Raw genomic sequence first — 24,300 nt, 5'->3', positions numbered from 1 at the left:
ATGGAATTCTCGACGGTGCTGGTGGCCAACCGCGGCGAGATCGCCGTCCGCGTCATCCGCACGCTGCGTGCGATGGGTATCCGCTCGGTCGCGGTGTTCAGCGACGCCGACGCCGGCGCGCGCCACGTCGCCGAGGCCGACGTCGCGGTGCGCATCGGGCCGGCCGCCGCGCGGCAGAGCTACCTCGACATCGAGGCGGTGGTCGCCGCCGCCCGCCGCACCGGGGCCCAGGCCGTCCATCCCGGCTACGGATTCCTCTCGGAGAACGCGGCGTTCGCCACCGCGCTGCAGGACGCCGGCATCGTGTTCATCGGCCCGCCGATTGCGGCGATCCAGACGATGGGCGACAAGATCGCCGCCAAGGCGGCGGTGTCGGCTTTCGGTGTGCCCGTGGTGCCGGGGATCTCCCGGCCGGGGTTGACCGACGACGACCTGATCGGCGGCGCCCCTGAGGTCGGCTTCCCGGTGCTGGTCAAGCCGTCGGCCGGAGGCGGCGGCAAGGGCATGCGGGTGGTGCACGACGCGAAAGAGCTGCCTGCGGCGCTCGTGTCGGCGCGCCGGGAGGCCGCGGCGGCGTTCGGGGACGACACCCTGTTCCTCGAGCGGTTTGTGCTCAACCCCCGCCACATCGAGGTGCAGGTCCTCGCCGACGGCTACGGCAACGTGATCCACCTCGGCGAGCGGGAGTGCAGCCTGCAGCGCCGCCACCAGAAGGTCATCGAGGAGGCGCCGTCACCGCTGCTCGACGCCGCGACCCGGGCCCGCATCGGTGCCGCGGCGTGCGACACCGCGCGCAGTGTGGACTACACCGGGGCCGGGACCGTGGAGTTCATCGTGTCCGCCGACCGGCCCGACGAGTTCTTCTTCATGGAGATGAACACCCGGCTGCAAGTGGAACATCCGGTCACCGAACTGGTCACCGGTATCGACCTGGTCGAGCAGCAGGTGCACATCGCCGCGGGGGAGAAGCTGCCGATCGCCCAGGACGACGTCGCCCTGCACGGCCACGCCGTCGAGGCTCGCATCTACGCCGAGGACCCGGGCCGCGGCTTCCTGCCCACCGGCGGAACCGTCCTCGGTCTGTTCGAGCCCGCGGGCCCCGGCGTGCGCGTCGACTCCGGTCTGACACCGGGCGCCGTGGTCGGCAGCGACTACGACCCCATGCTGGCCAAGGTGATCGCGCACGGCGCCGACCGTGACGCCGCGCTGCGGTCCCTGGACCGGGCGCTGGCCGCGACAGCCGTCCTCGGTATCGACACCAACGTCGACTTCCTGCGCTTCCTGCTCGCCGACCCGGACGTGGCGGCCGGCCGCCTCGACACCGGGCTGCTCGACCGCCGCGCCCCGGACTACGCACCGGCCGCGGCCACCGACGACGACCTCGTCGCGGCCGCCGCCTACCTGTGGCTGCAGGGGTGGCCCGCCACCACCGGGAATCCGTGGGCGGTGCCGTCGGGGTGGCGGATCGGCGCCCACGCGCCCACCACCCGCCGCCTGCAGGCTGGGGACCGCACCGACCACGTCCACCTCACCGGCCGCCCTGATGCGGCCACGGCGAGAGTCGAGGACGGCGAATTCCGTTCGCTGGCAGTGCGACTCGAGGGCCATCGGCTCACCGTCACGTCGGACGGGCTGCGCACCGACTATCTCCTCGCCGCCGACGGCGAACGGATCTGGCTCTCGGGCGGCGGGCGGACGGTGAGCGTCGCGGAGGTCCGCGAGGCGCCGGTGCGGCCCGACGACGCACACAGCGGCGACGCCGAACTGACCAGTCCGATGCCCGGGACGGTGGTGGCGGTCGGTATCGAAGCCGGGGCGATGGTGACGACAGGCACCGTCGTCGTCACCGTCGAGGCCATGAAGATGGAACACGCGTTGACCGCCCCGGTCGACGGCGTGGCCGAACTACTCGTCACCGTGGGCGAGCAGGTCAAGGTGGGTCAGCCGCTGGCCAGGATCCTCGCCACCGACAAAGGAGATGAATCGTGACCGACTACTCCGGCTTCTTATCCACCGGGACACTGCCCGACCACTACGAGCAGCTCGCCAAGACCGTCCGCGACTTCGCGCAGAGCGTCGTCGCGCCCGTCGCGGCCAAACACGACGAGGAGCATTCGTTCCCGTACGAGGTGGTGCGCGGGATGGCCGACATGGGGCTGTTCGGGCTGCCGTTCCCCGAGGAGTACGGCGGCATGGGCGGGGATTACTTCGCGCTGTGCCTGGCGCTGGAGGAACTCGGCAAGGTGGACCAGAGCGTGGCGATCACGCTGGAGGCCGGGGTGTCCCTCGGCGCGATGCCGGTCTACCGGTTCGGCAACGACGCGCAGAAGCGGGAATGGTTGCCGCAGTTGACCAGTGGGCAGGCGCTGGCGGCGTTCGGGCTGACCGAACCGGGCGGCGGCAGCGACGCCGGTGCCACCAAGACCACCGCGCGCCTCGATGACGGGCACTGGGTGATCAACGGCAGCAAGCAGTTCATCACCAATTCCGGCACCGACATCACCAGGTTGGTCACCGTCACCGCCGTCACCGGGGAGCGGGATGGCCGCAAGGAGATCTCGTCGATCCTGGTCCCGGTGCCCACCGACGGGTTCACCGCCGAACGCGCGTACAACAAGGTCGGCTGGAACGCCTCGGACACCCACCCACTGTCCTTCGACGACGTCCGCGTGCCCGAGGAGAACCTGCTCGGCGAACGCGGCCGCGGCTACGCCAACTTCCTGCAGATCCTCGACGAGGGCCGCATCGCGATCGCCGCGCTGTCGGTCGGCGCCGCGCAGGGCTGCGTGGACGAGAGCGTGCGGTATGCCAAGGAGCGTGAGGCGTTCGGCCGCACCATCGGAAGCAACCAGGCCATCGCGTTCAAGATCGCGCGGATGGAGGCCCGGGCGCACACCGCCCGCACCGCGTACTACGACGCCGCCGCGTTGATGCTCTCCGGTAAGCCGTTCAAGAAGCAGGCCGCGATCGCCAAGCTGGTGGCGAGCGAGGCCGCGATGGACAACGCCCGCGACGCCACCCAGATCTTCGGCGGATACGGCTTCATGAACGAATTCACGGTCGCCCGCCACTACCGCGACAGCAAGATCCTCGAGATCGGCGAGGGCACCACCGAGGTGCAGTTGATGCTGATCGCGCGCCAGGCCGGCCTGTGAGCGACCACAGGAAGATCGTCACCCAGCGGGGGCTGTGGTTCGAGGAGTTCGAGACCGGGGTGCTCTACGCGCACCGGCCCGGCCGCACCATCACCGAGGCAGACAACGTCCTGTTCACCACGCTCACCATGAACACCCAGGCGTTGCACCTCGATGCCGCGTTCGCCGATGCGCTGCCGCCCTTCAACCAGCGGTTGGTGAATTCGATGTTCACGCTGTCGACGCTGGTCGGCCTGTCGGTCGCGCAGCTCACCCAGGGCACGATCGTCGGCAATCTCGGCTTCGGTGAGGTCGCCTTCCCCAAGCCGCTGTTCCACGGCGACACGCTCTACGCCGAGACCGAGGTGCTCGAGAAGCGCGAGTCCAGGAGCCGGCCGGCCGAGGGCATCGTCACCTTCGCCCACACCGGACGCAACCAGCACGGCGACGTCGTCGCCACCGCGTCCCGCAAGACCATGGTGCGCAAGCGGCCCGCGGAGGAGGTGTGATGCTCGGCAGCACCGGACCCGGCTGGCTGTTCTGCCCGGCCGACCGGCCGGAGCGGTTCGAGAAGGCCGCGGCGGCAGCCGATGTGGTGATCCTCGACCTGGAGGACGGCGTCGCCGCGAAGGACCGCGACGCCGCCCGCAACGCGCTGATCGACACCCCGCTCGATCCCGCCCGCACCGTGGTCCGGGTCAACCCGGTGACCACGCCCGACCACGCGTCAGACCTCGCCGCGCTCGCCCGCACCGGATACACCACCGTGATGCTCGCCAAGACCGAGGGCGCCGAGCAGGTGGCCGCGCTCGCCCCGCTGCAGGTCGTCGTGCTGATCGAGACGCCGCTGGGCGCGCTGCACGTCGTCGAGTCGACCCGCGCGGACAACGCGGTCGCGGTGATGTGGGGCGCCGAGGACCTGTTCGCGGTGACGGGCGGCACGGCCAACCGCCGGCCCGACGGCACCTACCGCGACGTCGCGCAGCACGTGCGCTCCCAGACGCTGCTGGCCGCCAAGGCCTACGGCCGGCTGGCGCTCGACTCGGTCTACCTCGACATCCGCGACCTCGACGGGCTGCGCGCCGAGAGCGACGACGCCGTCGCGGTCGGGTTCGACGCCAAGGTCGCGATCCACCCGTCGCAGGTCGCGGTCATCCGCGCCGCCTACGCGCCCACCGCCGAGCAGGCCGACTGGGCGCGCCGCGTCCTCGACACGGCCCGCGATCAACGGGGGGTGTTCCAGTTCGAGGGCATAATGGTGGATGCCCCAGTGCTGCGACGAGCAGAGCGCATCATCGCGCTAGCGCCACACCCCGGCCGCTAGCCGGTCACCTCCACACCCGGGGGTCTGCTCTACCCGCCACACGCTGAGCACCTGAAGTCGTCGGACGGCGAAACATGCCGTCGATGCGACCACAAGGAGGCGGTATGGCCGGCGTCGATCTCGATCCCGTGCAGCTGGTGTGCGCCGACGGCACACCGAGCGCCGAGGAGCGCTACAGCCGGGACCTGCCACCCGAAACCCTCTGCTGGCTCTACGAGACGATGGCCGTCACCCGCGACCTCGACACCGAGTTCGTCCACCTGCAGCGCCAGGGCGAGCTCGCGCTGTACGCCTCGTGCCGCGGCCAGGAAGCCGCGCAGGTCGGTGCGGCCGCGTGCCTGCGCAAGACCGACTGGCTGTTCCCCCAGTACCGCGAGATCGGCGCCTTCCTGCTGCGTGGCATCACCCCGGAGCAGATGTCGGCGGTGTGGCGCGGGAGATGGCACGGCGGGCTGGAGTTCACCGCGCGATGCTGCGCGCCGATCGCGATCCCGATCGGCACCCAGGGCCTGCACGCGGTGGGCGCGGCGATGGCCGCGCAGCGGCTCGGTGAGGACTCGGTGACCGTGGCGTTCCTCGGTGACGGCGCCACCAGCGAGGGCGACGTCCACGAGGCGATGAACCTCGCCGCGGTGTACGGCGCGCCGGTCGTCTTCTTCGTCCAGAACAACCAGTGGGCGATCTCGGTGCCGGTCGCCCGGCAGGTCGCCGGCCCGTCGATCGCCCACCGCGCCGCCGGATACGGCATGCCCGGCGTCCGCGTGGACGGCAACGACGTACTCGCCTGCTACGCGGTGATGGCCGAAGCCGCCGCACGCGCCCGCGACGGCGGCGGGCCGGCGCTGATCGAGGCCGTCACCTACCGCCTCGGTCCGCACACCACCTCCGACGATCCGACCCGCTACCGCAGCCCCGAGGAGGTCGAGCGGTGGCGCGCGCTGGACCCGATCCCGCGCTACCGCGCGTACCTGCAGCACGCCGGGGTGTGGACCGACCGGCTCGAGGAGCGGGTGGCGGCCCGGTCGAAGCGACTGTGCGGTGAGCTGCGCGACGCGGTGGTCGGCGCGCCGGACATCGACATCGCCGAGGTCTTCGACACCGTCTACCACGACATCACCCCGGATCTGGCGGCGCAGCGCGACGAGTTGCTCGCCGAACTGGCCAAGGAGGCGTGAGATGACCCAACTCGTCGAGCGGCCGGCGTCGTCCGGCGGAGACGACCACCCGTTCCTCCACTCCGTCACCCCGGCCGCCGAGCTGACGATGGTGCAGGCCGTCAACCGCGCCCTGCACGACGCAATGGCCGGCGACGACCGGGTGCTCGTCTTCGGGGAGGACGTCGCGACGCTGGGCGGGGTGTTCCGGGTGACCGACGGGCTGGCCGAAACCTTTGGCGCACAGCGGTGTTTCGACACCCCACTGGCGGAGTCGGCGATCATCGGCCTCGCGATCGGGTTCGCGATCCGGGGTTTCGTGCCGGTGCCCGAGATCCAGTTCGACGGCTTCACCGCACCGGCGTTCGACCAGATCGTCAGCCATCTCGCGAAGTACCGGATGCGCACCCGCGGTGACGTCGACATGCCGGTCACCGTCCGAATCCCGTCGTTCGGCGGCATCGGTGCGGTGGAGCACCACTCCGAGTCGACCGAGACGTACTGGCTGCACACCGCAGGGCTGAAGGTGGTCAGCCCGTCCGGTCCGGCCGACGCGTACTGGTTGCTGCGGCATGCGATCGCCGGCCGCGACCCGGTGATCTACCTCGAGCCCAAACGCCGGTACTGGGCGCGCGAACCGGTCGACACCACGCGACCGGGGTTGCCCATCGGGCAGGCGGCGGTGCGCCACGACGGCACCGATGTCACGGTGCTGACGTACGGACCGCTCACCGCGACCGCGCTGTCGGCCGCCGAACACGCTGCGGCTGCCTACGACTGGTCGATGGAGGTGGTGGATCTGCGCTCGCTCAATCCGCTCGACTTCGACACCGTGGCGGCGTCGGTCCGCAAGACCGGCCGGGCGGTGGTGATGCACGAGGGGCCGCGCACGCTCGGCTTCGGCGCCGAACTGGCCGCGCGGATCTCCGAGGAGTTGTTCTACGACCTGGAGGCGCCGGTGCTGCGGGCGACCGGCTTCGACACCCCGTATCCGCCTGCACGGTTGGAGAAGCTGTGGCTGCCGGGCGTGGACCGGTTGCTGGACTGCGTGCAGCGGACGCTGGAGATGCCATGACCGTTCACGACTTCGCGGTGCCCGATCTGGGTGAAGGGCTGCAGGACGCCACCATCACCTCGTGGGCGGTCGACGTGGGCGACGAGGTCCAGCTCAACCAGACGCTGTGCACGGTCGAGACCAACAAGGCCGAGGTCGAGATCCCCAGCCCGTATGCGGGCCGGGTGGTCGAGCGAGGTGGGGAGGAAGGGCAGACGCTCGATGTGGGCGCGGTGTTGGTGCGTATCGCCAGCGACACCGGGGCGCCCGCCGAACCGGCGACGCCGGTGCGTCAACCGGTGCTGGTCGGGTACGGCGCGGACGGGGCGATGGACGTCAGCCGCCGGACGGCCCGGCCGGTGACGGGCCGGGCGCGGGCCAAGCCGTCGGTGCGCAGGCTCGCCGCCGACCACGGCGTCGACCTCAGCGCGGTGGCGCCGTCCGGGCCGGACGGCATCGTCACCCGCGACGACGTGCTCGCCGCGGCGGGCCGGGTCGAGGCGCGCGGGGGCACACATGCGGTGCGCGGCGTGCAGGCCGAGATGGCGCGGCGAATGACGCTGTCGCGCCATGAGATTCCCGACGCGCATGCCGCCGTGGAGGTGGACGGCTCCGCGCTGCTGCGGCTGCGGGACCGGTTGCACGCGGCCGACGAGCGGATCACGCCGTTCGTGCTGACGCTGCGCCTGCTCACGCTCGCGCTGCGGCACCACCCGGTGCTCAACGCCACCTGGCTGGAGACGGCCGATGGCCCACAGATCCACTCCCACAGCGCGATTCACCTGGGCTTCGGGGTGGCCGCACCGCGCGGGCTGCTGGTGCCGGTCGTGACCGACGCGCAGGACAAGACCACCCGCGAGCTGGCCGCGGCGGTGGCGCGGCTGGTGGCGCAGGCGCGGGAGGGCACGGTCGCGCCGCGCGATCTGTCGGGCTCGACGTTCACGGTGTCGAACTTCGGCGCGCTCGGACTCGACGACGGTGTCCCGGTGATCAACCACCCGGAGGCTGCGATCCTGGGCATGGGCTCCCTCAAGCTCCGCCCGGTCGTGGTGGACGGCGCGGTGACCGCCCGCCCGACGATGCGCCTGACGTGCGCGTTCGACCACCGGGTCGCCGACGGGGCGCAGGTGGCCGCGTTCCTGGCTGAGCTGCGTGCGTTGCTCGAGGCACCCGAGTCGGCGCTGCTCGACCTCTGACCTACCGGCGCTTGGCCGCCGCGAGGCGCTGGGCGAACTCCGGGGACTCGATGGACCGGGCCTGCGGGCCCAGCTCGATGTCGACGGCGCTGCGGTGCTGGTCGGTGTCCACGGCACCGGGGTTGGCCGTCGCGCGCATCGAGGCCTTCGTCGCGAGCACCACGTCGCGGGGTGCGCCTGCGGGTCCGGCGGCCAGCGCCCGCGCCGCGGCGACCGGATCGTCGGCGACCTCGAGAGCCAGCCCGTGCCGGACGGCGGCCTGTGCGTCGAACCGCATGCCGAACAGCAGCGACGCGCGCGCCACCTGCGGTCCGACGGCACGCTGCAGCATCCACGTCGCCCCACCGCCGGGGTGGATGCCGAGCGTCTGGAAACGCGGGTCGAACAGCGCGTGCCGGCCGGCGATGCGCACGTCGGCGGCCAGGGCCAGGTTCAGCCCCGCGCCGACCGCGGCACCGTTGACCGCGGCGATCGTCGGCAGTGTGCAGTGCGCGACGGCGAGGAATCCGTCGTAGATCTTGCGCAGGCCGTCCTCGGTGGCCTCGCCCAATGCCGTGAGGTCGGCGCCCGCGCAGAACGCCTTGCCGGCGCCGGTGACGATCACCGCGTGCACGCCCGGGTCGGCTTCGGCGGCGTCCACCGCGGCGCGCAGGGCGGCCGACATCTCGAAGGTGACGGCGTTGCGGCGGTCGGGATCGTTGACGGTGATGAGGGCGACGTGGTCGTCGACCTGGACCAGAACCGAATCGGACACGCGGTTCACCCTAGTCAGCGCCGTTGCGCCACCGCAGCAGGTAGCGGTAGTAGAGCGCGCGGCGCACCGACGCGCCCGGCACCACCTCCCCGGCGACGCGGCGGATCTCGTCGAAACCTTCGCGCGGGTCGCTGATTCGCACCCCGACGTCGCGGGTCTCGCGGTGCAGCCGGGATCCGATCTGCACGGCAGGCAGGCACAGCGCCGAGAACAGCCAGTCCCGCACGGTCCTGTTCGCCGACAGGCCGACGACGGCGAGCTGCCCGGTCGGTGTCAGCAGTCCCCGCGCCCGCTCGAGCGCGGGCCGAAGCGGCATGTGGTGCAGCGTGGCGACGAAGGTGATCAGGTCGAACCGGCGCGGGCCGGGATCGAAGACGAGGAAGTCGGCTTCGGCCAGCGTGACGGTATGCGCCCCGGCGAGCCGGTCGCGGGCGCGCGCCAGCGCGTCAGCATCGGAATCGATGCCGGTCACCGACCGCGAGACCGGGGCCAGCCGGGCCGCGAGCAGCCCGTCACCGCAGCCGACGTCGAGCACGTCACCGGGCCTCTCGGCGGCGATCCCGAGCAGCCACGGGTGATAGGCGGTGTTGTGGTTCCAGTAGGTGTCGATGGCTGACACTCTGCCACCACGCCGCACGCCTACATCGGCTCGAGGTAGCGCGCCACCTCCCAGTCGGTGACGGCCAGTGCCTGCGCGTCGAGCTCGGCCCGTTTCATCGCGACGTAGTGGTCGACGAAGTCGTCGCCGAACCACTCCCGCGCCGCGGCGCTGGCTGCCAGCAGATCGAGGGCCGTGCCGAGATCCCGGGGGAGCGTGGCCATATCGGCTCCGGGATGGCTGTACACGTCGACGTCCATGAGTGCCGGGGGATCGATCCGGTGCGTCAGGCCGTGCAGTCCGCCGGCCAGGACGGCGGCCGTCGCGAGGTAGGGATTGGCGTCGCCGCCGGGTTGGCGGTGTTCGAGCCGTGTGCCGTGCTCGCCCTCCCGGATGACGCGCAGGCCGACCGAGCGGTTGTCGATACCCCAGGTGGCGGTCGTGCCGGCCCAGGAGTAGGGCACGAAGCGGCGGTAGGAGTTGGGCGTCGGCGCCATCAACGCGGTGAATTCCCGCATGGTGGCCAGTATTCCGCCGGCGAAGTGCCGCAGCGTGGTGGAGAGCTGTTCGGGGTCGGCCGCATCGTAGAACGCGGCGCGGCCGTCGGCGTCACGCAGGCTCATGTGCACGTGGCAGCTGTTGCCGGCCCAGTCGGTGTTGGGTTTGGCCATGAAGGTGGCCAGCAGGTCGTTCTGGGCGGCCAGTTCCTTGACACCGGACTTGAACAGGAACGCGTCGTCGGACGCTTTGAGGCTGGGTCCGTAGCGCAGTGTGATCTCGAACTGGCCGGGCCCGGTCTCCGGATTGCAGGCTTCGACCGGAAGCCCGTAGTCATGCATCTGCCCGCGGATGATCTGTCCGATGCCCTCCTGCAGGGAACCCATCACCACCCCGTAGGTGCTGGGGACCTCCTGCAGCGGAACGAGTTCGGCGCAGCGCCTGTGATGATGTGTGCCGGCCTTCTCGCGCAGCAGGTAGAACTCCAGCTCGAGCGCGCTCAGCGGCTGATACCCCATCTGCGCGGCCCGGTTGACGACGTTGCGCAACACCCCGCGCGGCGAGATCGGCACGGGTCCGGTGTGCCCGTGCAGGACCCAGTCGCACAGCATCAGCGCGGTGTCGGTGTGCCACGGCACCACTCGCAGGGTGCTGATGTCGGGGACCGCGAGAATGTCGGGATAGCCCTGACGTTCGGTGGGGAAGTAGCCGCGGTGGCCCTCGGGGCGCGAGACCAGATCGGTCTCGTCGACGTGCATGACCCAGAACACGTCGCAGACCGGCAGCCCGTGTGCCAGCACCCCGGCGAGTTGTCCGATCGGGATCCGCTTGCCGCGCATGACGCCGTGGGTGTCGCAGCCGCCCAGCACGACGGTCGTGATCCCATCGGCCTGCAGGCGTTCGACGAGCTCGGCGGACTCCAGTGGCTCGCTCATGCTCCGGTGGCTCCGTTCACCGCGTGCCGGCCGAGGGCGAATCCGCGGTAACCGTGTGCCACCACGTCCTCGCATTCGCGGCGGTACGGGCCGCATCCGGCGACGTAGGGCATGAAGGTGCGCGCCTTGCCGGGGATGTTGGCACCGAGGTACCACGAATTGGCCTGCGGGTACAGGGTTTCGGCGGCGAGGTTTGCGACGTGCTCCATCCAGCGGTCTTGCGCTTCGGCGGTCGCCTCGATGCGATCGACACCGTTGCGTCGTAGGTGCTGCAGGCAGTCCGCGATCCAGTCCACGTGCTGCTCGATCGAGACCAGCATGTTGCTCAGCACCGAGGGACTGCCCGGGCCCGTCACCATGAACAGGTTCGGGAATCCGGCGGTCTGCAGGCCGAGCAGCGTCCGCGGGCCGTCGGCCCATGTGTCGGTGAGCAGGTCACCGCCGACGCCGCGGATCGCGATATCGGTCAGCGCGCCGGTGATGGCGTCGAAGCCGATCGCGAACACGATGATGTCCACGTCGAGGTGGCGTCCGGTCAGTTGGATGCCCGTGGGGGTGATGCGCTCGATGCGGTCGGCGCGCATGCTGATCAACTCGACGTTGGCGCGGTTGTAGGTCTGGAAGTAGCCGGTGTCCACACAGGTGCGCTTGGTCCCGATGTGGTGTTGCGGGGACAGCAGGTCGGCGGTGTGCGGATCGCGCACGATCTCGCGGATCTTGGCGCGGGCGAAATCCTGGGCGATCCGGTTGGCCTCCTCGTCGGTGAAGAAGTCGGTGTAGCCGGCGGACAGGGCGTTGATGCCACCGCGTTGCCAGCCCTCCTCGAACCGGCGGCGACGCTCCTCCTCGGTCGCCTCGAGGGTCTTCTGGGTGGGCGGCGGATGCGGCACACCCGCGTCGGAGTGCTGGCAGATCCGCCGCCTCTCGGCGAATTCCTCGATGGCGGTGGTGAATTCGTCGTCGGTCAGCGGCCGGTTCTGCGCCGGCATGCTGTAGTTGGGCGTGCGCTGCAGGACGTACAGCTGCTCGGCCGCCTCGGCGATGCGCGGAATGGCCTGGATGCCGGACGATCCGGTCCCCACGACGGCCACCGTCTTACCCGTGAAGTCCACCGGCTCGTGCGGCCACTGCCCGGTGTGGTACCACCGCCCGCCGAAGTCGTCGAGCCCGGGGAAGTCCGGCCGTTTGGCCACCGACAGGTTGCCGGTCGCCATCACGCAGAAGGTGGCGCGCACGGTGGCGCCGGTGTCGCATCGCAGCACCCACTGCGTTGCGGCGTCGTCCCAGTCCGCCGAGTGCACGGTCGTGGTGAAGGTGATGTCGTCGCGGAGCCCGAACCGATCGGCCGCGTGCCCGATGTAGGCGAGGATCTCGGGCTGCGCGGCGTAGCGTTCGCTCCAGCGCCATTCGCGGGTGAGGTCCTCGTCGAACGAGTACGAGTAGTCGATGCTTTCGATATCGCAGCGGGCACCGGGATAGCGGTTCCAGTACCAGGTGCCGCCGACGTCGGCGCCGCGTTCGAGGATGTGCGCGGTGAGCCCGAGCCTGCGGCACCGCGACAGCATGTAGAGACCGGAGAATCCCGCGCCGACGATCGCCACGTCGACCGTGCCCGGGGTGTGGCGGGCGGGCGCGGTCTCCGGCATCACCCGACCGCCGTGGCCAGGCGCCGACTGTCGAGGGCCAGCGCCGCGGCGAACGCCTGGTGCACCTCGTCGCGGCGCCACGGGTGCGGCGACATGGTGATGAAGTAGTCGGCGAGGGTCAGATCGGTGAGCCGGTCGAGATCGTCGGCGCTGACACCGAGGTCGCGCAGGACCGGGAACTCGAGGCGGTCCAGCAGCAGTCGGACCGCGGCCACGAGCCGCGACCCGTCGCCGCTGCCGTCGTCGGGCAGTCCCCAGGCGTCGGCGATCCGCTCCATCTGTTCCGGCACGTGGTGGCGTTCGCGGTCCAGCGTCTCGGCGAGCACCAGGGCGATGGTGAGGCCGTGCGGCGCACCGGTGAGGCCGCCGATGGCCTGGCCCAGGGAGTGTTCGGCGGTGCAGTCCGAGATGTTCATGGCCAGCCCGGCCATCATCGCGCCGCAGGCCATGCTGGACCGGGCGGTGACATCGCTGCCGTCGCGGCAGGCCGCGAGCAGCGAGTCGCCGATGAGGCGGACTGCTTCCAGCGCGATCGCGTCGCCGATGGGTGTACGCACCTTGGCGATCGCGGCGGCGATCGCCTGCGCGAAGGCGTCGATTCCGGTGTTCGCGGTCATCGCCGGCGGCATGCTCCAGGTGAGCACGGGGTCCACCACCGCGTACTGCGCGCGCAGATGGGGATGGGCGATACCGGCTTTCCGCCCGGCGTGGGGATCGGTGATGACCGATCCGCCGGACACCTCGGAGCCGGTGCCTGCGGTCGTCGGCACCGCGAACAGCGGGAGGACGGGTTGCGGGTACACCCGGTCGGACTCGAGGAAACCGGCGAAGTCGACACCGAGCTGGTGGCACAGCCGGGCCGCCTTCGCGGTGTCGATGACCGACCCGCCGCCGAGGGCGACGACCGCGTCGACGTCGGCCTCGCGCATGCACGCCGTCGCCGCATCGACCATCGCGATGGTCGGTTCGCCGGGCGCCTTGTCGAAGCGGGTGACGTCCAGGCCCGAGGCGGCCAGGGCGGCGAGCGTGTCGGCGGCCGCGGGGTTGAACGACTCGATGCCCTGGTCGGTGAGCAGGAGGACCCGGCGGGCGCCGGTGCTCCGGATGAGGTCGGGCAGTGACTTCGAGGTGCCGTCGCCGAAGGCGATCCGCACGGGGAGGTGGTTGAAGAAGGTGGGGATGGCGGCCGAGCTCACGGTCCTCCGTCGGTCGTGGTGGACACGGCAGCCCGGGGTTTCTGGCGCCATGGTTATGTATTCATACCAAGAGACCCTGGACGTCGACTCGGTAACCTCCGCACCGTGCCCGACGACTTCCTGCTGCGACCGCTCGACGCGCCCCCGGCGTATGCGGCTGTCGTCGCGCGGATCCGCCGGGCGATCGCGCTGGGTCTGCTGGTCCCCGGCGACCGGCTGCCTGCCGAGCGGGCGCTCGCCGACGGGCTGGGGGTCTCGCGCGTGACGGTGCGCGAAGCGCTGCGGGTGCTGCAGGGGGAGGGCCTGCTGATCACCAAACGGGGCAGCGGCGGGACGGTCGTCTCCTCGACCGCGACACCGAATCGGGGCGAGGACGACCTCGACACCCTGCGCGAGGTCTTCGAACTCCGGGTGACGGTCGAGACGATGGCCGCCCGCCTCGCCGCCCAGCGTGCCGCGCCCGCCGACGTCGAGGCCCTCGACGCGTGCCAGGAGGCGCTGGCGGCCAGTGCCGACGTGCACGCGTTCCGGCGGGCGGACTCGGCGTTCCACCTGGCGATCGCCACGCTGAGCGGGAATGCCACCCTGCGCGGCATCGTGGAAGACCTCCGGGCGGCGGCGTTCACCCGCCTGGACGCCCGCGACTTCGCCGTGATCCACGAGTCGTCGAGCCGCGGTCACGGCGCCGTCATCGATGCGATCCGGCGCGGTGATCCCGACGCCGCGGCCGAGGCGATGGCCGCGCACATCGAGCAAGCTCGCGGCGAGGTGCTCGACGTGCTCGGTCACACAGCGCCCCCGGCAGGGATCGAACCTGCGACCAACCGCTTAGAAGGCGGCTGCTCTATCCGCTGAGCTACGGAGGCAGCGCGCGGACGAGTGTATCGCCCCGCTCCGGCGACACCTGCGCCCAACGGCATCGAAAGGATGCCCCCGCCGCGTCGGCGCGGACTAGCGTGGTGCCAGCGGTCACCGTCGATGGGAGGAAAAGGCGTGGCAACGAGCGACGTGCCGGAACTGGATGCCGCGGGGTTGCCGGAGCAGCTCAGTGCCGTCGACCAGATCCTGCACCGGGGTGAGGCCAACCCGCGCACCCGCTCGGGCATCATGACCCTCGAGGTGCTCGACACCGTGCCCGACTGGACCCGGTTCCGCACCCGCTTCGACCACGCGTCGCGGAAGGTGTTGCGGCTGCGCCAGAAAGTCGTCATGCCGACGCTGCCGACCGCCGCGGCGCGGTGGGTGATCGACCCCGACTTCAACCTCGATTTCCACGTCCGCCGGGTGCGCGTCCCCGAACCAGGCACGCTGCGCCAGGTCCTCGACCTCGCCGAGGTCGATCTGCAGTCGCCGATGGACATCTCGCGGCCCCTGTGGACGGCCACCCTGATCGAGGGGCTCGAAGGCGGCCGTGCGGCGATCATGCTGCATCTGAGCCATGCGGTGACCGACGGTGTCGGCGGTGTCGAGATGTTCGCGAGCATCTACGACCTGGACCGCGACCCGCCGCCCGGTGAGGTGCCCCCGCTGCCCATCCCGCAGGACCTGTCGCCGAACGAGCTGATGCGCCAGGGCATCAACCGGTTGCCGTTCTCGGTGCTCGGTGGGGTCCGCAGCGTCGTCGGTGGCGCGGCGAACGCCGTGGGCCACGCGATCCGCGATCCGCTGTCCTCGGTGGGCGGGGTGGTGGATTACGCCCGCTCCAGCGCCCGGGTGGTCGGGTCGGTCGCGCAGCCGTCGCCGCTGCTGCGCCGCCGGAGCCTGTCGACGCGCAGCGAGGCCATCGACATGGTGTTCGGCGATCTGCACAAGGCCGCGAAGGCGGCGGGCGGGTCGATCAACGACGCCTATCTGGCCGGGGTCTGCGGTGCGCTGCGCCTCTACCACGAGGCGCTCGGCGTGCCGGTGGCCACCTTGCCGATGGCGGTGCCGGTCAGCCTGCGGTCGGACGCCGACCCGGCGGGCGGCAACCGGTTCGTCGGCGTGAACCTGGCCGCGCCGATCGGCGTCGTCGACCCGAAGACGCGGATCGCCAAGGTGCGCTCACAGATGACCCGCAAGCGGGAGGAGCGGGCGCTGGACTTCGTCGGGTCCATCGCCCCGGTGCTGAGCCTGCTGCCGGATTCGGTGCTCGAGACCATGGCCGGGTCCGTGGTCAACTCCGACGTGCAGGCCAGCAACGTGCCGGTGTACGCCGGCGACACCTACATGGCCGGCGCAAAGATCCTGCGACAGTACGGGATCGGCCCGCTGCCGGGCGTGGCGATGATGGTGGTGCTGGTGTCGCGCGGCGGCTACTGCACCGTGACCGCGCGCTACGACCGGGCGTCGATCACCCGGCCCGACCTGTTCGCGCGGTGCCTGCTCGCCGGTTTCGACGAGGTGCTGGCCCTCGGCGGGTCCGGCCGGGCCGGGGCCGCCTCGTTCACCGCCGACGAGGGGAGTGTGACCCGATGACCGCCGACGACGATCAGGCGCCCGACCCGCGCACCATCCGGCTGCCGGGCACGGTCGCGGAGATCCTCGGATCGCCGGAGGGCCCGGAGATCGGCGCCTTCTTCGACCTGGACGGCACCCTGGTCGCGGGCTTCACCGGCGTGATCATGACCCAGGACCGGCTGCGCCGCCGCCAGATGAGCGTCGGCGAATTCATCGGCATGGTGCAGGCCGGGCTCAACCACCAACTCGGCCGGTCCGAGTTCGAGGACCTCATCGGCAAGGGCGCGCGAATGCTGCGCGGGAGCTCGCTGATCGACATCGACGAGCTCGCGGAGCGCCTCTTCGTCCAGCACGTCCGCAACCGCATCTACCCGGAGATGCGAGAGCTGGTGCGCGCCCACATGTCCCGCGGTCACACCGTGGTGCTCAGTTCGTCGGCGCTGACCGTGCAGGTCGAGCCCGTCGCGAAGTACCTCGGCATCTCGAATGTGCTGAGCAACAAATTCGAGACCGACGAGGACGGCCTGATCACCGGGGAAGTCGTCAAGCCCATCCTGTGGGGGCCCGGAAAGGCCTACGCGGTACAGGCTTTCGCGGCGCGCAACGGCGTCGACCTGTCGAAGAGCTACTTCTACGCCGACGGTGACGAGGACGTCGCGCTGATGTACCTCGTGGGCAACCCGCGCCCCACCAACCCGGCGGGCAAGCTCGCCGCGGTCGCGGCCAAACGCGGCTGGCCGGTGCTGCGGTTCACCAGCCGCAGCGGGTCGAGCCCGGTGTCCCAGCTGCGCACGGTGGCCGCGGTCGGCTCGATACTCCCGGTGGCGGCCAGCGCTTTCGGGGTCGGCCTGCTCACCCGCAACCGGCGTACCGGCGTGAACTTCTTCACCTCGACGTGGAGCCGGGTGCTGCTGACCACCGCCGGCATCAACCTCAACGTGCTGGGCCGGGAGAACCTCACCGCACAGCGCCCGGCGGTGTTCATCTTCAACCACCGCAACCAGGCCGACCCGTTGATCGCCGGGCGGCTCGTCGAGACCGACTTCACCTCGGTGGGCAAGAAAGAGCTCGAACGCGACCCGCTGATCGGCACCATCGGCAAGGTGATGGACGCCGCGTTCATCGACCGCGACGATCCCAAGGCCGCCGTCGAAAGCCTGCAGAAGATCGAAGAGCTCGCCCGCAAAGGCCTTTCGATCCTCATCGCACCCGAGGGCACCCGCCTGGACACCTACGAGGTCGGGCCGTTCAAGAAGGGGCCGTTCCGCATCGCGATGTCGGCGGGCATCCCGATCGTGCCGATCGTCATCCGCAACGCCGAGGTGGTCGCCGCCCGCGACTCCAGCACCTTCAACCCCGGCACCGTCGACGTCGCGGTGTACCCGCCGATCCCCACCGACGACTGGACGCTGCAGGACCTGCCGGAGCGGATCGACGAGGTCCGCCAGATCTACCTCGACACCCTCAAGGCGTGGCCGCACGACCGGTTACCGGTCCCGGCGCTGTACAAACGCGAGCGCGACCAGCCGCCGGAGCGCACCCCGAGGAAGCCGGCGAAGAAGGCGGCCAAGAAGCAGGCGGGGCGCGCGTGAAGCTGCCCGACGACTCCTACGCCGGCTTCACCGCCACCGGGGATGCGCTGGTGCTGGCCGCCGCCTCCTCACCCGCCGAGGTCGCGCTGCTCGACGACTGGCTCGACGCGCAGCGCCGCGACAACCCGGGCGCCAAGGTCGACGTGCTGCAGCTGCCGGTCGAGGACGATCCGTCGCCGAGCGTGCTGGCCCAGCTGGTCGAGGAACTCGACGCCGACGGTGACCGCACCGTGGTGCCGGTGCGGGTGTTCTGGGTGCCCGGTGGGCTACCCACCCGCTCGAAGGTGGTGGCGGTGCTGTCGGGGCGCGACACCTACCGGCCGCCGGAGATCCTGCAGCGCCGCATCCTGCGCCGGGACCGCTCCCGGGCCCGCGTGGTCGCCGGGGAGCCGGCCAAGATCTCCGAGCTGCGCCAGCAGTGGTCGGACACCACCGTCGCCGAGAATGACCGGGAGTTCGCCCGTTTCGTCATCCGCCGCGCCATCCTCGCGATCGAGCGCGTCGAATTGCGGCTGCTGGGACCGGAGTACAAATCGCCGCGGCTGATCAAACCGGAACTGCTGGCATCCGCCCGTTTCCGCGAGGGCCTGGAGCGCATCCCGGGCGCCACCGTGGAGCAGGCCGGGGAGATGCTCGACGAGCTCTCGACCGGGTGGAGCCGGTTCTCGGTCGACCTCATCCCGTCGCTGGGCCGGGCCATCTTCAGCCGGGGCTTCGACCCGAACATCGACTACGACCGCGCCGAGGTCGAGTCGATGCGCCGCAACCTCGAGAACCATCCGGCCGTCCTGCTGTTCTCCCACCGCTCCTACCTCGACGGGGTGATCGTGCCGGTGGCCATGCAGGAGAACCGGTTACCGCCGGTGCACACATTCGCCGGGATCAACCTGTCGTTCGGGTTCATGGGTCCGCTGATGCGCCACTCCGGGGTGATCTTCCTGCGGCGCAAGCTCGACGATCCGGTCTACAAGTACGTGCTGCGGCAGTTCGTCGGCTACATCGTCGAGAAGCGGTTCAACCTGAGCTGGTCGATCGAGGGCACCCGGTCCCGCACCGGCAAGATGCTGCCGCCGAAACTCGGACTGCTGGCCTACGTCGCCGACGCCTACCTCGACGGCCGCAGCGAGGACATCCTCCTGCAACCGGTGTCGATCAGCTTCGACCAGCTGCACGAGACCGCCGAGTATGCGGCCTACGCCCGCGGCGGCGAGAAGACCCCCGAGAGCCTGTCGTGGATGTACAACTTCATCAAGGCGCAGGGCGAACGCAACTTCGGCAAGATCTACGTGCGGTTTCCCGAGGCGGTGTCGATGCGGGAGTACCTCGGCGTGCCGCACGGGCCGATGGCCTCCGACGACGCCGCGAAGCGCCTCGCGCTGCAGAAGATGGCGTTCGAGGTGTCGTGGCGGATCCTGCGCGCCACCCCGGTCAACGCGACGGCGCTGGTGTCGGCGCTGCTGCTGACCACCCGCGGTGTCGCGCTCACCCTCGGGCAGATCCATCACACGCTGCAGCCGTCGCTGGACTACCTCGAACGCAAGCAGACCCCGATGACCAACAGCGCCCTGCGGCTGCGCACGCCCGACGGGGTGCGCGCCGCGCTGGATGCGCTGTCCAACCGGCACCCGGTCACCTGCGTCGACGGCGGCCGCGAGCCGGTGTGGCGGATCGCGGCCGAGGACGAACACGAGGCCGCGTTCTACCGCAACACGCTGATCGACGCGTTCCTGGAGACCTCTCTGGTGGAGCTGGCGCTCGCGCACGCCCGGCGCGCGTCCACCGATCGGCTCGACGCGTTCTGGGCGCAGGTGATGCGGCTTCGGGATCTGCTGAAGTTCGACTTCTACTTCGCCGACTCGGCGGCGTTCCGCGACCACGTCGCCGAGGAGATGTCCTGGCACGCGGGCTGGCAGGACGACGTCGCCGCCGGCGGTGAGCCGGTCGACGAGCTGCTGCGGGTCAAACAGCCCTTGATCGCCGGCGCGATGCTGCGGCCGTTCTTCGAGGCCTATCAGATCGTCGCCGACGTACTGCGCGACGCGCCCGCCGAGGTGGGGGAGAAGGAGCTCACGCAGCGGGCGCTGGGTCTGGGCAACCAGTACGTCGCGCAGGGCCGGGTGCGCAGCAACGAGTCGGTGTCCGCGCTGCTGTTCGCCACGGCCCGGCAGGTCGTGGCCGACCAGGGGCTGCTCACCCCGGCCGCGGACCTGGCCGAGCGCCGGTCGGCGTTCGTCGCCGAACTGCGCGCCATCCTCGCCGACATGGAAACCGTGGAGCGCTACTCGCGCGATCAGTTCTTCGCCAGGGAGGCCGGGCGGCGCGGACTACCCACGGGGTGAGCCAGAGCACTGCCGCACACGCCATACCCTGGGCACATGACGACGATGGCCACGAAGGTGCGCGGCAGCGCGGTGTGGCCCGTGCTCGTCGGTGTCGCCGTGCTGGCCGGTCTGACCGCGGCCGGCATCGGCGCGCTGTCGCTGGCCGACGCGCTCAGCGCGACCGGGCTGCCCGATCCCGGGCCGGTCACCACCTACGGGCTGCCCTTCCTGCGGGCCGCGGGGGAGATCGCCGCGGTGACCGCGGTCGGCGCCTTCCTGTTCGCCGCCTTCCTGGTCCCGCCGCAGACCAGCGGCGTTCTCGACGCCGCGGGTTACCGCGCGGTGCGGTTGGGTGCGGCGGCGTCGGGCGTGTGGACGGTGTGCGCGGCGCTGTTGGTGCCGTTGACGGTGTCCGACGTGTCCGGACAGCCCCTGCGCGACCACCTCAACCCGGCGGAGATCTGGTCGGTGGCCGGCCTGGTCGACATCGCGGGCGCCTGGCGCTGGACGGCGTTTGTGGCGGCGGTCGTCACGCTGACCAGCCTGCCGGTGCTGCGCTGGGCGTGGACGCCGGTGCTGTTCGCCGGCTCGCTGCTGACCCTGATGCCGCTCGCGCTGACCGGGCACTCGAGTTCGGGCGGCTCGCATGACCTGGCGACCAACAGCCTGATCATCCACCTGATCGCCGGGGCGCTGTGGGCCGGCGGCCTGCTGGCGCTGCTGGTGCACGCGTTGCGGGGCGGCGAGCACGCTGATCTGGCCGCCCGCCGGTTCTCGGCGATCGCCCTGTGGTGTTTCGTGGCGATGGCGTTCAGCGGGGTGATCAACGCGCTGGTGCGGATCTCACCGGCCGATCTGGTGCGCACCGAGTACGGCTGGCTGCTGCTCGGCAAGATCCTGGCGCTGACGCTGCTGGGCGTGGCCGGCTACCTGCAGCGCCGCAAGGGCGTCGCGGCCCTGCAGGGCGATCCGGCCGCCCGCGGCGCGCTGGTGCGGCTGGCGCTCACCGAGGCGGTGCTGTTCGGGGTGACGTTCGGCATCGCGGTCGGGCTCGGCCGCACCCCGCCACCCCCGCTGCCCTTCGAGCCCACCCCGGTCGCGGTGGAGATCGGCTATGACCTCGCCGGACCGCCGACGGTCGCCCGGATCCTGTTCGACTGGCGGTTCGACCTGATCCTGGGCACCGCGGCGATCGTGCTGGCGCTGGTGTACCTGGCCGGCCTGCAGCGGCTGCGGCGACGCGGTGACGCGTGGCCGCTCGGCCGGACGCTGGCGTGGCTGGCGGGCTGCGCGCTGCTGCTGCTCACCACGTCCTCAGGGCTGGGTCGCTACATGCCCGCGATGTTCAGCGTCCACATGATCGCCCACATGCTGCTGTCGATGCTGGTGCCGATCCTGCTGGTGCTCGGCGCGCCGGTGACGCTGGCGCTGCGCGCGCTGCCGGTGGCCGGCCGCGGACAGCCGCCGGGCCCGCGGGAGTGGCTGTTGGCCGCGCTGCACTCGCGGGTGTCGCGCTTCCTCACCCACCCGCTGGTGGCGCTCGTGCTGTTCGTCGGCGGCTTCTACGGTCTGTACCTGGGCGGCATCTTCGACGCGGCGGTCAACACCCACCCCGCGCACGTCGCGATGAACCTCCACTTCCTGCTCAGCGGTTACCTCTTCTACTGGGTGGTGATCGGCATCGACCCGACGCCGCGGCCGCTGCAGCCGCTGGCCAAGCTGGCGATCGTATTCGCGTCGCTGCCGCTGCACGCCTTCTTCGGTGTGGTGCTCATGGGCATGCAGACGGTGCTGGGCGAGTCGTTCTACCGGTCGCTGCAGCTGAGCTGGCACACCGACCTGCTGGCCGATCAGAAGCTCGGGGGCGGCATCGCGTGGGCGGCGGGGGAGATCCCGCTGGTGTTCGTGTTGTTCGCGCTGTTCATCCAGTGGCGCCGCAGCGATGCCCGCACCGCCAAACGGCTCGACCGGGCCGCCGACCGCGACGACGACGCGGACCTGGCGGCGTACAACGCGATGCTGGCCGAGATGGCCCGCCGCGACGCTCGCTGACCGGTTGTCCCCAGCGCCGCATTGATCCCCAGGCGGTCCCATCGCCGGGTCTCCAGCGGGCTCGCCCGTTGGTGCCGATGGGGTGAATGGGTGGCAGCGGCGCCACCTCGGCGCGTCGCAACCGAGAAGCGCGAGAGGAAATGCCATGTTCGAAACGCCGTTCACGATCGTCGGCACCATCGTCACCGACCCGGTCCACCGCCGGGTCGGCGAACAGGAGATGGTGCGGTTCCGGGTCGCGAGCAACTCGCGGCGCCGCACCGGTGATGGAACATGGGAGGCGGGCAATTCGTTGTTCGTCACGGTGGTCTGCTGGGGGCGGGTCGTCGCCGGCACGAGCGCCGCGCTCGTCAAGGGCGATCCCGTCATCGTCGTCGGCCACATCCACACCAGCGAGTACGACGACCGCGACGGCAACCGCCGCGCGTCGGTCGAGGTACGTGCCACCGCGGTCGGCCCCGACCTGGCCCGGTGCAACGCCCGCCTGGATCGTCGCCAGCAGGCCGAGCAGCCGGGACTCGACGCCGAGACCGGGGCCACCGGCGACGCCGACGATCCGGGCACCCCTGAGGGCGCCGATGAGACCGAGGCACTGCCACTGACCGCTTGACCCCATCCGGCCACGCCTAGGATGGGGCCCGCGGCAACACTGCTGAACCCGCTTTGAGAAAGGCAACATCGAAGGCTATGGCCGAATTCATCTACACGATGCGCAAGGTCCGCAAGGCGCACGGCGACAAGGTCATCCTTGACGACGTCAACCTGAATTTCCTTCCGGGAGCCAAGATCGGCGTCGTCGGCCCCAACGGGGCGGGTAAGTCGAGCGTCTTGCGGATCATGGCCGGCCTCGACACTCCCAACAACGGTGACGCGTTCCTGGCGCCCGGCGCGAGCGTCGGCATCCTCATGCAGGAGCCGGTGCTCGACGAGACGAAGACCGTCCGCGAAAACGTCGAGGACGGCGTCGCGGTCAAGGCCAAGCTCAACCGGTACAACGAGGTGGCCGAGCTGATGGCCACCGACTACTCCGACGAGCTGATGGAGGAGATGGGCCGGCTGCAGGAGGAGCTCGACGCCGCCGACGCCTGGGACATCGACAGCCAGCTCGAACAGGCGATGGACGCGCTGCGCTGCCCGCCGCCCGACGAGCCGGTCACCCACCTGTCCGGTGGTGAGCGCCGCCGCGTCGCGCTGTGCAAGCTGCTGCTGAGCAAGCCCGACCTGCTGCTGCTCGACGAGCCCACCAACCACCTCGACGCCGAGAGCGTGCTCTGGCTCGAACAGCACCTCGCGTCGTACCAGGGCGCCATCCTCGCGGTCACCCACGACCGGTACTTCCTGGACAACGTCGCCGAGTGGATCCTCGAACTCGACCGCGGCCGCGCCTATCCGTATGAGGGCAACTACTCGACCTATCTGGAGAAGAAGGCCGAGCGCGTGGCCGTGCAGGGCCGCAAGGACGCCAAACTGCAGAAGCGTCTGCAGGAGGAACTGGCGTGGGTGCGGTCCGGCGCCAAGGCACGGCAGGCCAAGAACAAGGCGCGGCTGGGCCGCTACGAGGAGATGGTCGCCGAGGCGGAGAAGAGCCGCAAGCTCGACTTCGAGGAGATCCAGATTCCGACGCCGCCGCGGCTGGGCAACGTCGTCGTCGAGGTCGAGCACCTCGACAAGGGCTTCGAGGGCCGCACGTTGATCAAGGATCTGTCGTTCACGCTGCCCCGCAACGGCATCGTCGGCGTGATCGGGCCGAACGGTGTCGGAAAGACCACGCTGTTCAAGACCATCGTCGGCCTCGAGCAGCCCGACAGCGGCACCGTCAAGGTCGGCGAGACGGTCAAGCTCAGCTACGTCGACCAGAACCGGGCCGGGATCGACCCGAAGAAGAACGTCTGGGAGGTCGTCTCCGGCGGGCTGGACTACATCGAGGTCGGGCAGAACGAGATCCCGTCGCGGGCGTACGTCTCGGCCTTCGGCTTCAAGGGCCCGGATCAGCAGAAGCCGGCGGGCGTACTGTCCGGCGGTGAGCGCAACCGGCTCAACCTGGCGCTGACGCTCAAAGAGGGCGGCAACCTGATCCTGCTCGACGAACCGACCAACGACCTCGATGTCGAGACCCTGTCGTCGCTGGAGAACGCGCTCGAGCAGTTCCCGGGCTGTGCCGTGGTGATCTCCCACGACCGCTGGTTCCTCGACCGCACCTGCACGCACATCCTGGCGTGGGAGGGCGACGACGACAACGAGGCCCAGTGGTTCTGGTTCGAGGGCAACTTCGGCGCCTACGAGGAGAACAAGGTCGAGCGGATGGGCGCCGAGGCGGCCCGGCCGCACCGGGTGACCCACCGCAGGCTCACGCGCGACTAATGTCGGACCTGCGTGCCGCCAACGACGGCCGGTGCGCGGGTGTGAG

General features: G+C 70.7%; 18 protein-coding genes, 1 tRNA gene and 1 pseudogene. 14 read left to right on the top strand and 6 right to left on the bottom strand.

The features are described 5' to 3' along the window. From E4P42_RS07365 to E4P42_RS07335, 7 genes are all read left to right on the top strand, one after another. Nucleotides 1-1,989 carry an acetyl/propionyl/methylcrotonyl-CoA carboxylase subunit alpha gene (locus E4P42_RS07365; protein WP_135124576.1) on the top strand — a complete coding sequence of 663 codons (1,989 nt, stop codon included), beginning with the start codon at nucleotides 1-3 and terminating at the stop codon, nucleotides 1,987-1,989. Beyond that, entirely contained in the window at nucleotides 1,986-3,155 is a 1,170-nt protein-coding gene (locus E4P42_RS07360; protein WP_135124574.1) for an acyl-CoA dehydrogenase family protein, read from the top strand. Before E4P42_RS07365 ends, E4P42_RS07360 begins: the two co-directional genes overlap by 4 nt. Next, entirely contained in the window at nucleotides 3,152-3,643 is a 492-nt protein-coding gene (locus tag E4P42_RS07355; protein ID WP_135124572.1) for a MaoC family dehydratase, read from the top strand. Before E4P42_RS07360 ends, E4P42_RS07355 begins: the two co-directional genes overlap by 4 nt. Beyond that, nucleotides 3,643-4,458 (top strand): CoA ester lyase, encoded by an 816-nt coding sequence (locus E4P42_RS07350; RefSeq protein ID WP_305801105.1) that lies wholly within the window; start codon nucleotides 3,643-3,645, stop codon nucleotides 4,456-4,458. The genes E4P42_RS07355 and E4P42_RS07350 overlap by 1 nt, the downstream gene beginning before the upstream one ends. A 74-nt stretch (nucleotides 4,459-4,532) precedes the next feature. Beyond that, a complete protein-coding gene (gene pdhA / locus E4P42_RS07345) occupies nucleotides 4,533-5,633 on the top strand; it encodes a pyruvate dehydrogenase (acetyl-transferring) E1 component subunit alpha (protein WP_209305717.1) in 1,101 nt (366 codons plus the stop codon). A 1-nt stretch (nucleotide 5,634) separates the two neighbouring features. Further along, entirely contained in the window at nucleotides 5,635-6,687 is a 1,053-nt protein-coding gene (locus tag E4P42_RS07340) for an alpha-ketoacid dehydrogenase subunit beta (RefSeq protein WP_135124566.1), read from the top strand. Then, nucleotides 6,684-7,862, top strand: coding sequence for a dihydrolipoamide acetyltransferase family protein (locus tag E4P42_RS07335; protein WP_135124563.1), 1,179 nt, complete (start codon nucleotides 6,684-6,686; stop codon nucleotides 7,860-7,862). Before E4P42_RS07340 ends, E4P42_RS07335 begins: the two co-directional genes overlap by 4 nt. A gap of 1 nt (nucleotide 7,863) precedes the next feature. Here the strand turns inward: E4P42_RS07335 and E4P42_RS07330 are convergent, their stop codons facing one another. Genes E4P42_RS07330 through E4P42_RS07310 form a run of 5 tightly spaced genes read right to left on the bottom strand, consistent with a single transcriptional unit; the run spans nucleotide 7,864 to nucleotide 13,489 of the window. Beyond that, nucleotides 7,864-8,616, bottom strand: coding sequence for an enoyl-CoA hydratase (locus E4P42_RS07330; RefSeq protein ID WP_135124561.1), 753 nt, complete (start codon nucleotides 8,614-8,616; stop codon nucleotides 7,864-7,866). 10 nt (nucleotides 8,617-8,626) lie between these two features. Next, nucleotides 8,627-9,226, bottom strand: a complete 600-nt coding sequence (locus tag E4P42_RS07325; RefSeq protein WP_135124776.1) for a bifunctional 2-polyprenyl-6-hydroxyphenol methylase/3-demethylubiquinol 3-O-methyltransferase UbiG — start codon at nucleotides 9,224-9,226, stop codon at nucleotides 8,627-8,629. Nucleotides 9,227-9,255: 29 nt separating this feature from the next. Then, a complete protein-coding gene (locus tag E4P42_RS07320; RefSeq protein ID WP_135124559.1) occupies nucleotides 9,256-10,647 on the bottom strand; it encodes a glutamine synthetase family protein in 1,392 nt (463 codons plus the stop codon). Beyond that, on the bottom strand, nucleotides 10,644-12,293 hold the full coding sequence (locus E4P42_RS07315) for an NAD(P)/FAD-dependent oxidoreductase (RefSeq protein WP_135124557.1): 1,650 nt from the start codon (nucleotides 12,291-12,293) through the stop codon (nucleotides 10,644-10,646). Before E4P42_RS07315 ends, E4P42_RS07320 begins: the two co-directional genes overlap by 4 nt. Beyond that, nucleotides 12,293-13,489, bottom strand: coding sequence for an iron-containing alcohol dehydrogenase family protein (locus E4P42_RS07310; RefSeq protein ID WP_245233920.1), 1,197 nt, complete (start codon nucleotides 13,487-13,489; stop codon nucleotides 12,293-12,295). The genes E4P42_RS07315 and E4P42_RS07310 overlap by 1 nt, the downstream gene beginning before the upstream one ends. Between E4P42_RS07310 and E4P42_RS07305 the strand changes: the two are divergent. Beyond that, nucleotides 13,454-14,230, top strand: a pseudogene (locus tag E4P42_RS07305) (FadR/GntR family transcriptional regulator); the annotation flags it as partial. The gene E4P42_RS07310 and the pseudogene E4P42_RS07305 sit on opposite strands and share 36 nt — an antisense overlap. A 52-nt stretch (nucleotides 14,231-14,282) precedes the next feature. Here E4P42_RS07305 and E4P42_RS07300 read toward each other — a convergent pair. Then, a tRNA-Arg gene (locus E4P42_RS07300) sits at nucleotides 14,283-14,355 on the bottom strand. Between the two features lie 127 nt (nucleotides 14,356-14,482). On the opposite strand from E4P42_RS07300, the gene E4P42_RS07295 reads away from it, so the two are divergent. The 6 genes from E4P42_RS07295 (at nucleotide 14,483) to ettA (ending at nucleotide 24,254) form a co-directional block, all read left to right on the top strand. Continuing rightward, nucleotides 14,483-15,946 (top strand): wax ester/triacylglycerol synthase family O-acyltransferase, encoded by a 1,464-nt coding sequence (locus tag E4P42_RS07295; protein ID WP_245233919.1) that lies wholly within the window; start codon nucleotides 14,483-14,485, stop codon nucleotides 15,944-15,946. Beyond that, nucleotides 15,943-17,520, top strand: a complete 1,578-nt coding sequence (locus tag E4P42_RS07290; RefSeq protein WP_167759391.1) for an HAD-IB family hydrolase/lysophospholipid acyltransferase family protein — start codon at nucleotides 15,943-15,945, stop codon at nucleotides 17,518-17,520. The genes E4P42_RS07295 and E4P42_RS07290 overlap by 4 nt, the downstream gene beginning before the upstream one ends. Continuing rightward, nucleotides 17,517-19,859, top strand: a complete 2,343-nt coding sequence (locus E4P42_RS07285; RefSeq protein WP_135124551.1) for a glycerol-3-phosphate 1-O-acyltransferase — start codon at nucleotides 17,517-17,519, stop codon at nucleotides 19,857-19,859. The genes E4P42_RS07290 and E4P42_RS07285 overlap by 4 nt, the downstream gene beginning before the upstream one ends. A 36-nt stretch (nucleotides 19,860-19,895) precedes the next feature. After that, complete coding sequence (locus E4P42_RS07280) at nucleotides 19,896-21,893, top strand: cytochrome c oxidase assembly protein (RefSeq protein WP_167759390.1); 1,998 nt, start codon at nucleotides 19,896-19,898, stop codon at nucleotides 21,891-21,893. A 145-nt stretch (nucleotides 21,894-22,038) separates the two neighbouring features. Next, nucleotides 22,039-22,503: a single-stranded DNA-binding protein gene (gene ssb / locus E4P42_RS07275; RefSeq protein WP_135124549.1), complete on the top strand. Its 465-nt coding sequence runs from the start codon at nucleotides 22,039-22,041 to the stop codon at nucleotides 22,501-22,503. Nucleotides 22,504-22,580: 77 nt separating this feature from the next. Then, nucleotides 22,581-24,254 (top strand): energy-dependent translational throttle protein EttA, encoded by a 1,674-nt coding sequence (ettA, locus tag E4P42_RS07270; protein ID WP_135124547.1) that lies wholly within the window; start codon nucleotides 22,581-22,583, stop codon nucleotides 24,252-24,254. Nucleotides 24,255-24,300 lie beyond the last annotated feature (46 nt).

It is taken from the genome of Mycobacterium sp. PS03-16 (assembly GCF_004570325.1).
In the GTDB taxonomy this organism is placed as follows: Bacteria; Actinomycetota; Actinomycetes; order Mycobacteriales; family Mycobacteriaceae; genus Mycobacterium.
This window is presented reverse-complemented; position numbering and strand designations above follow the sequence as displayed.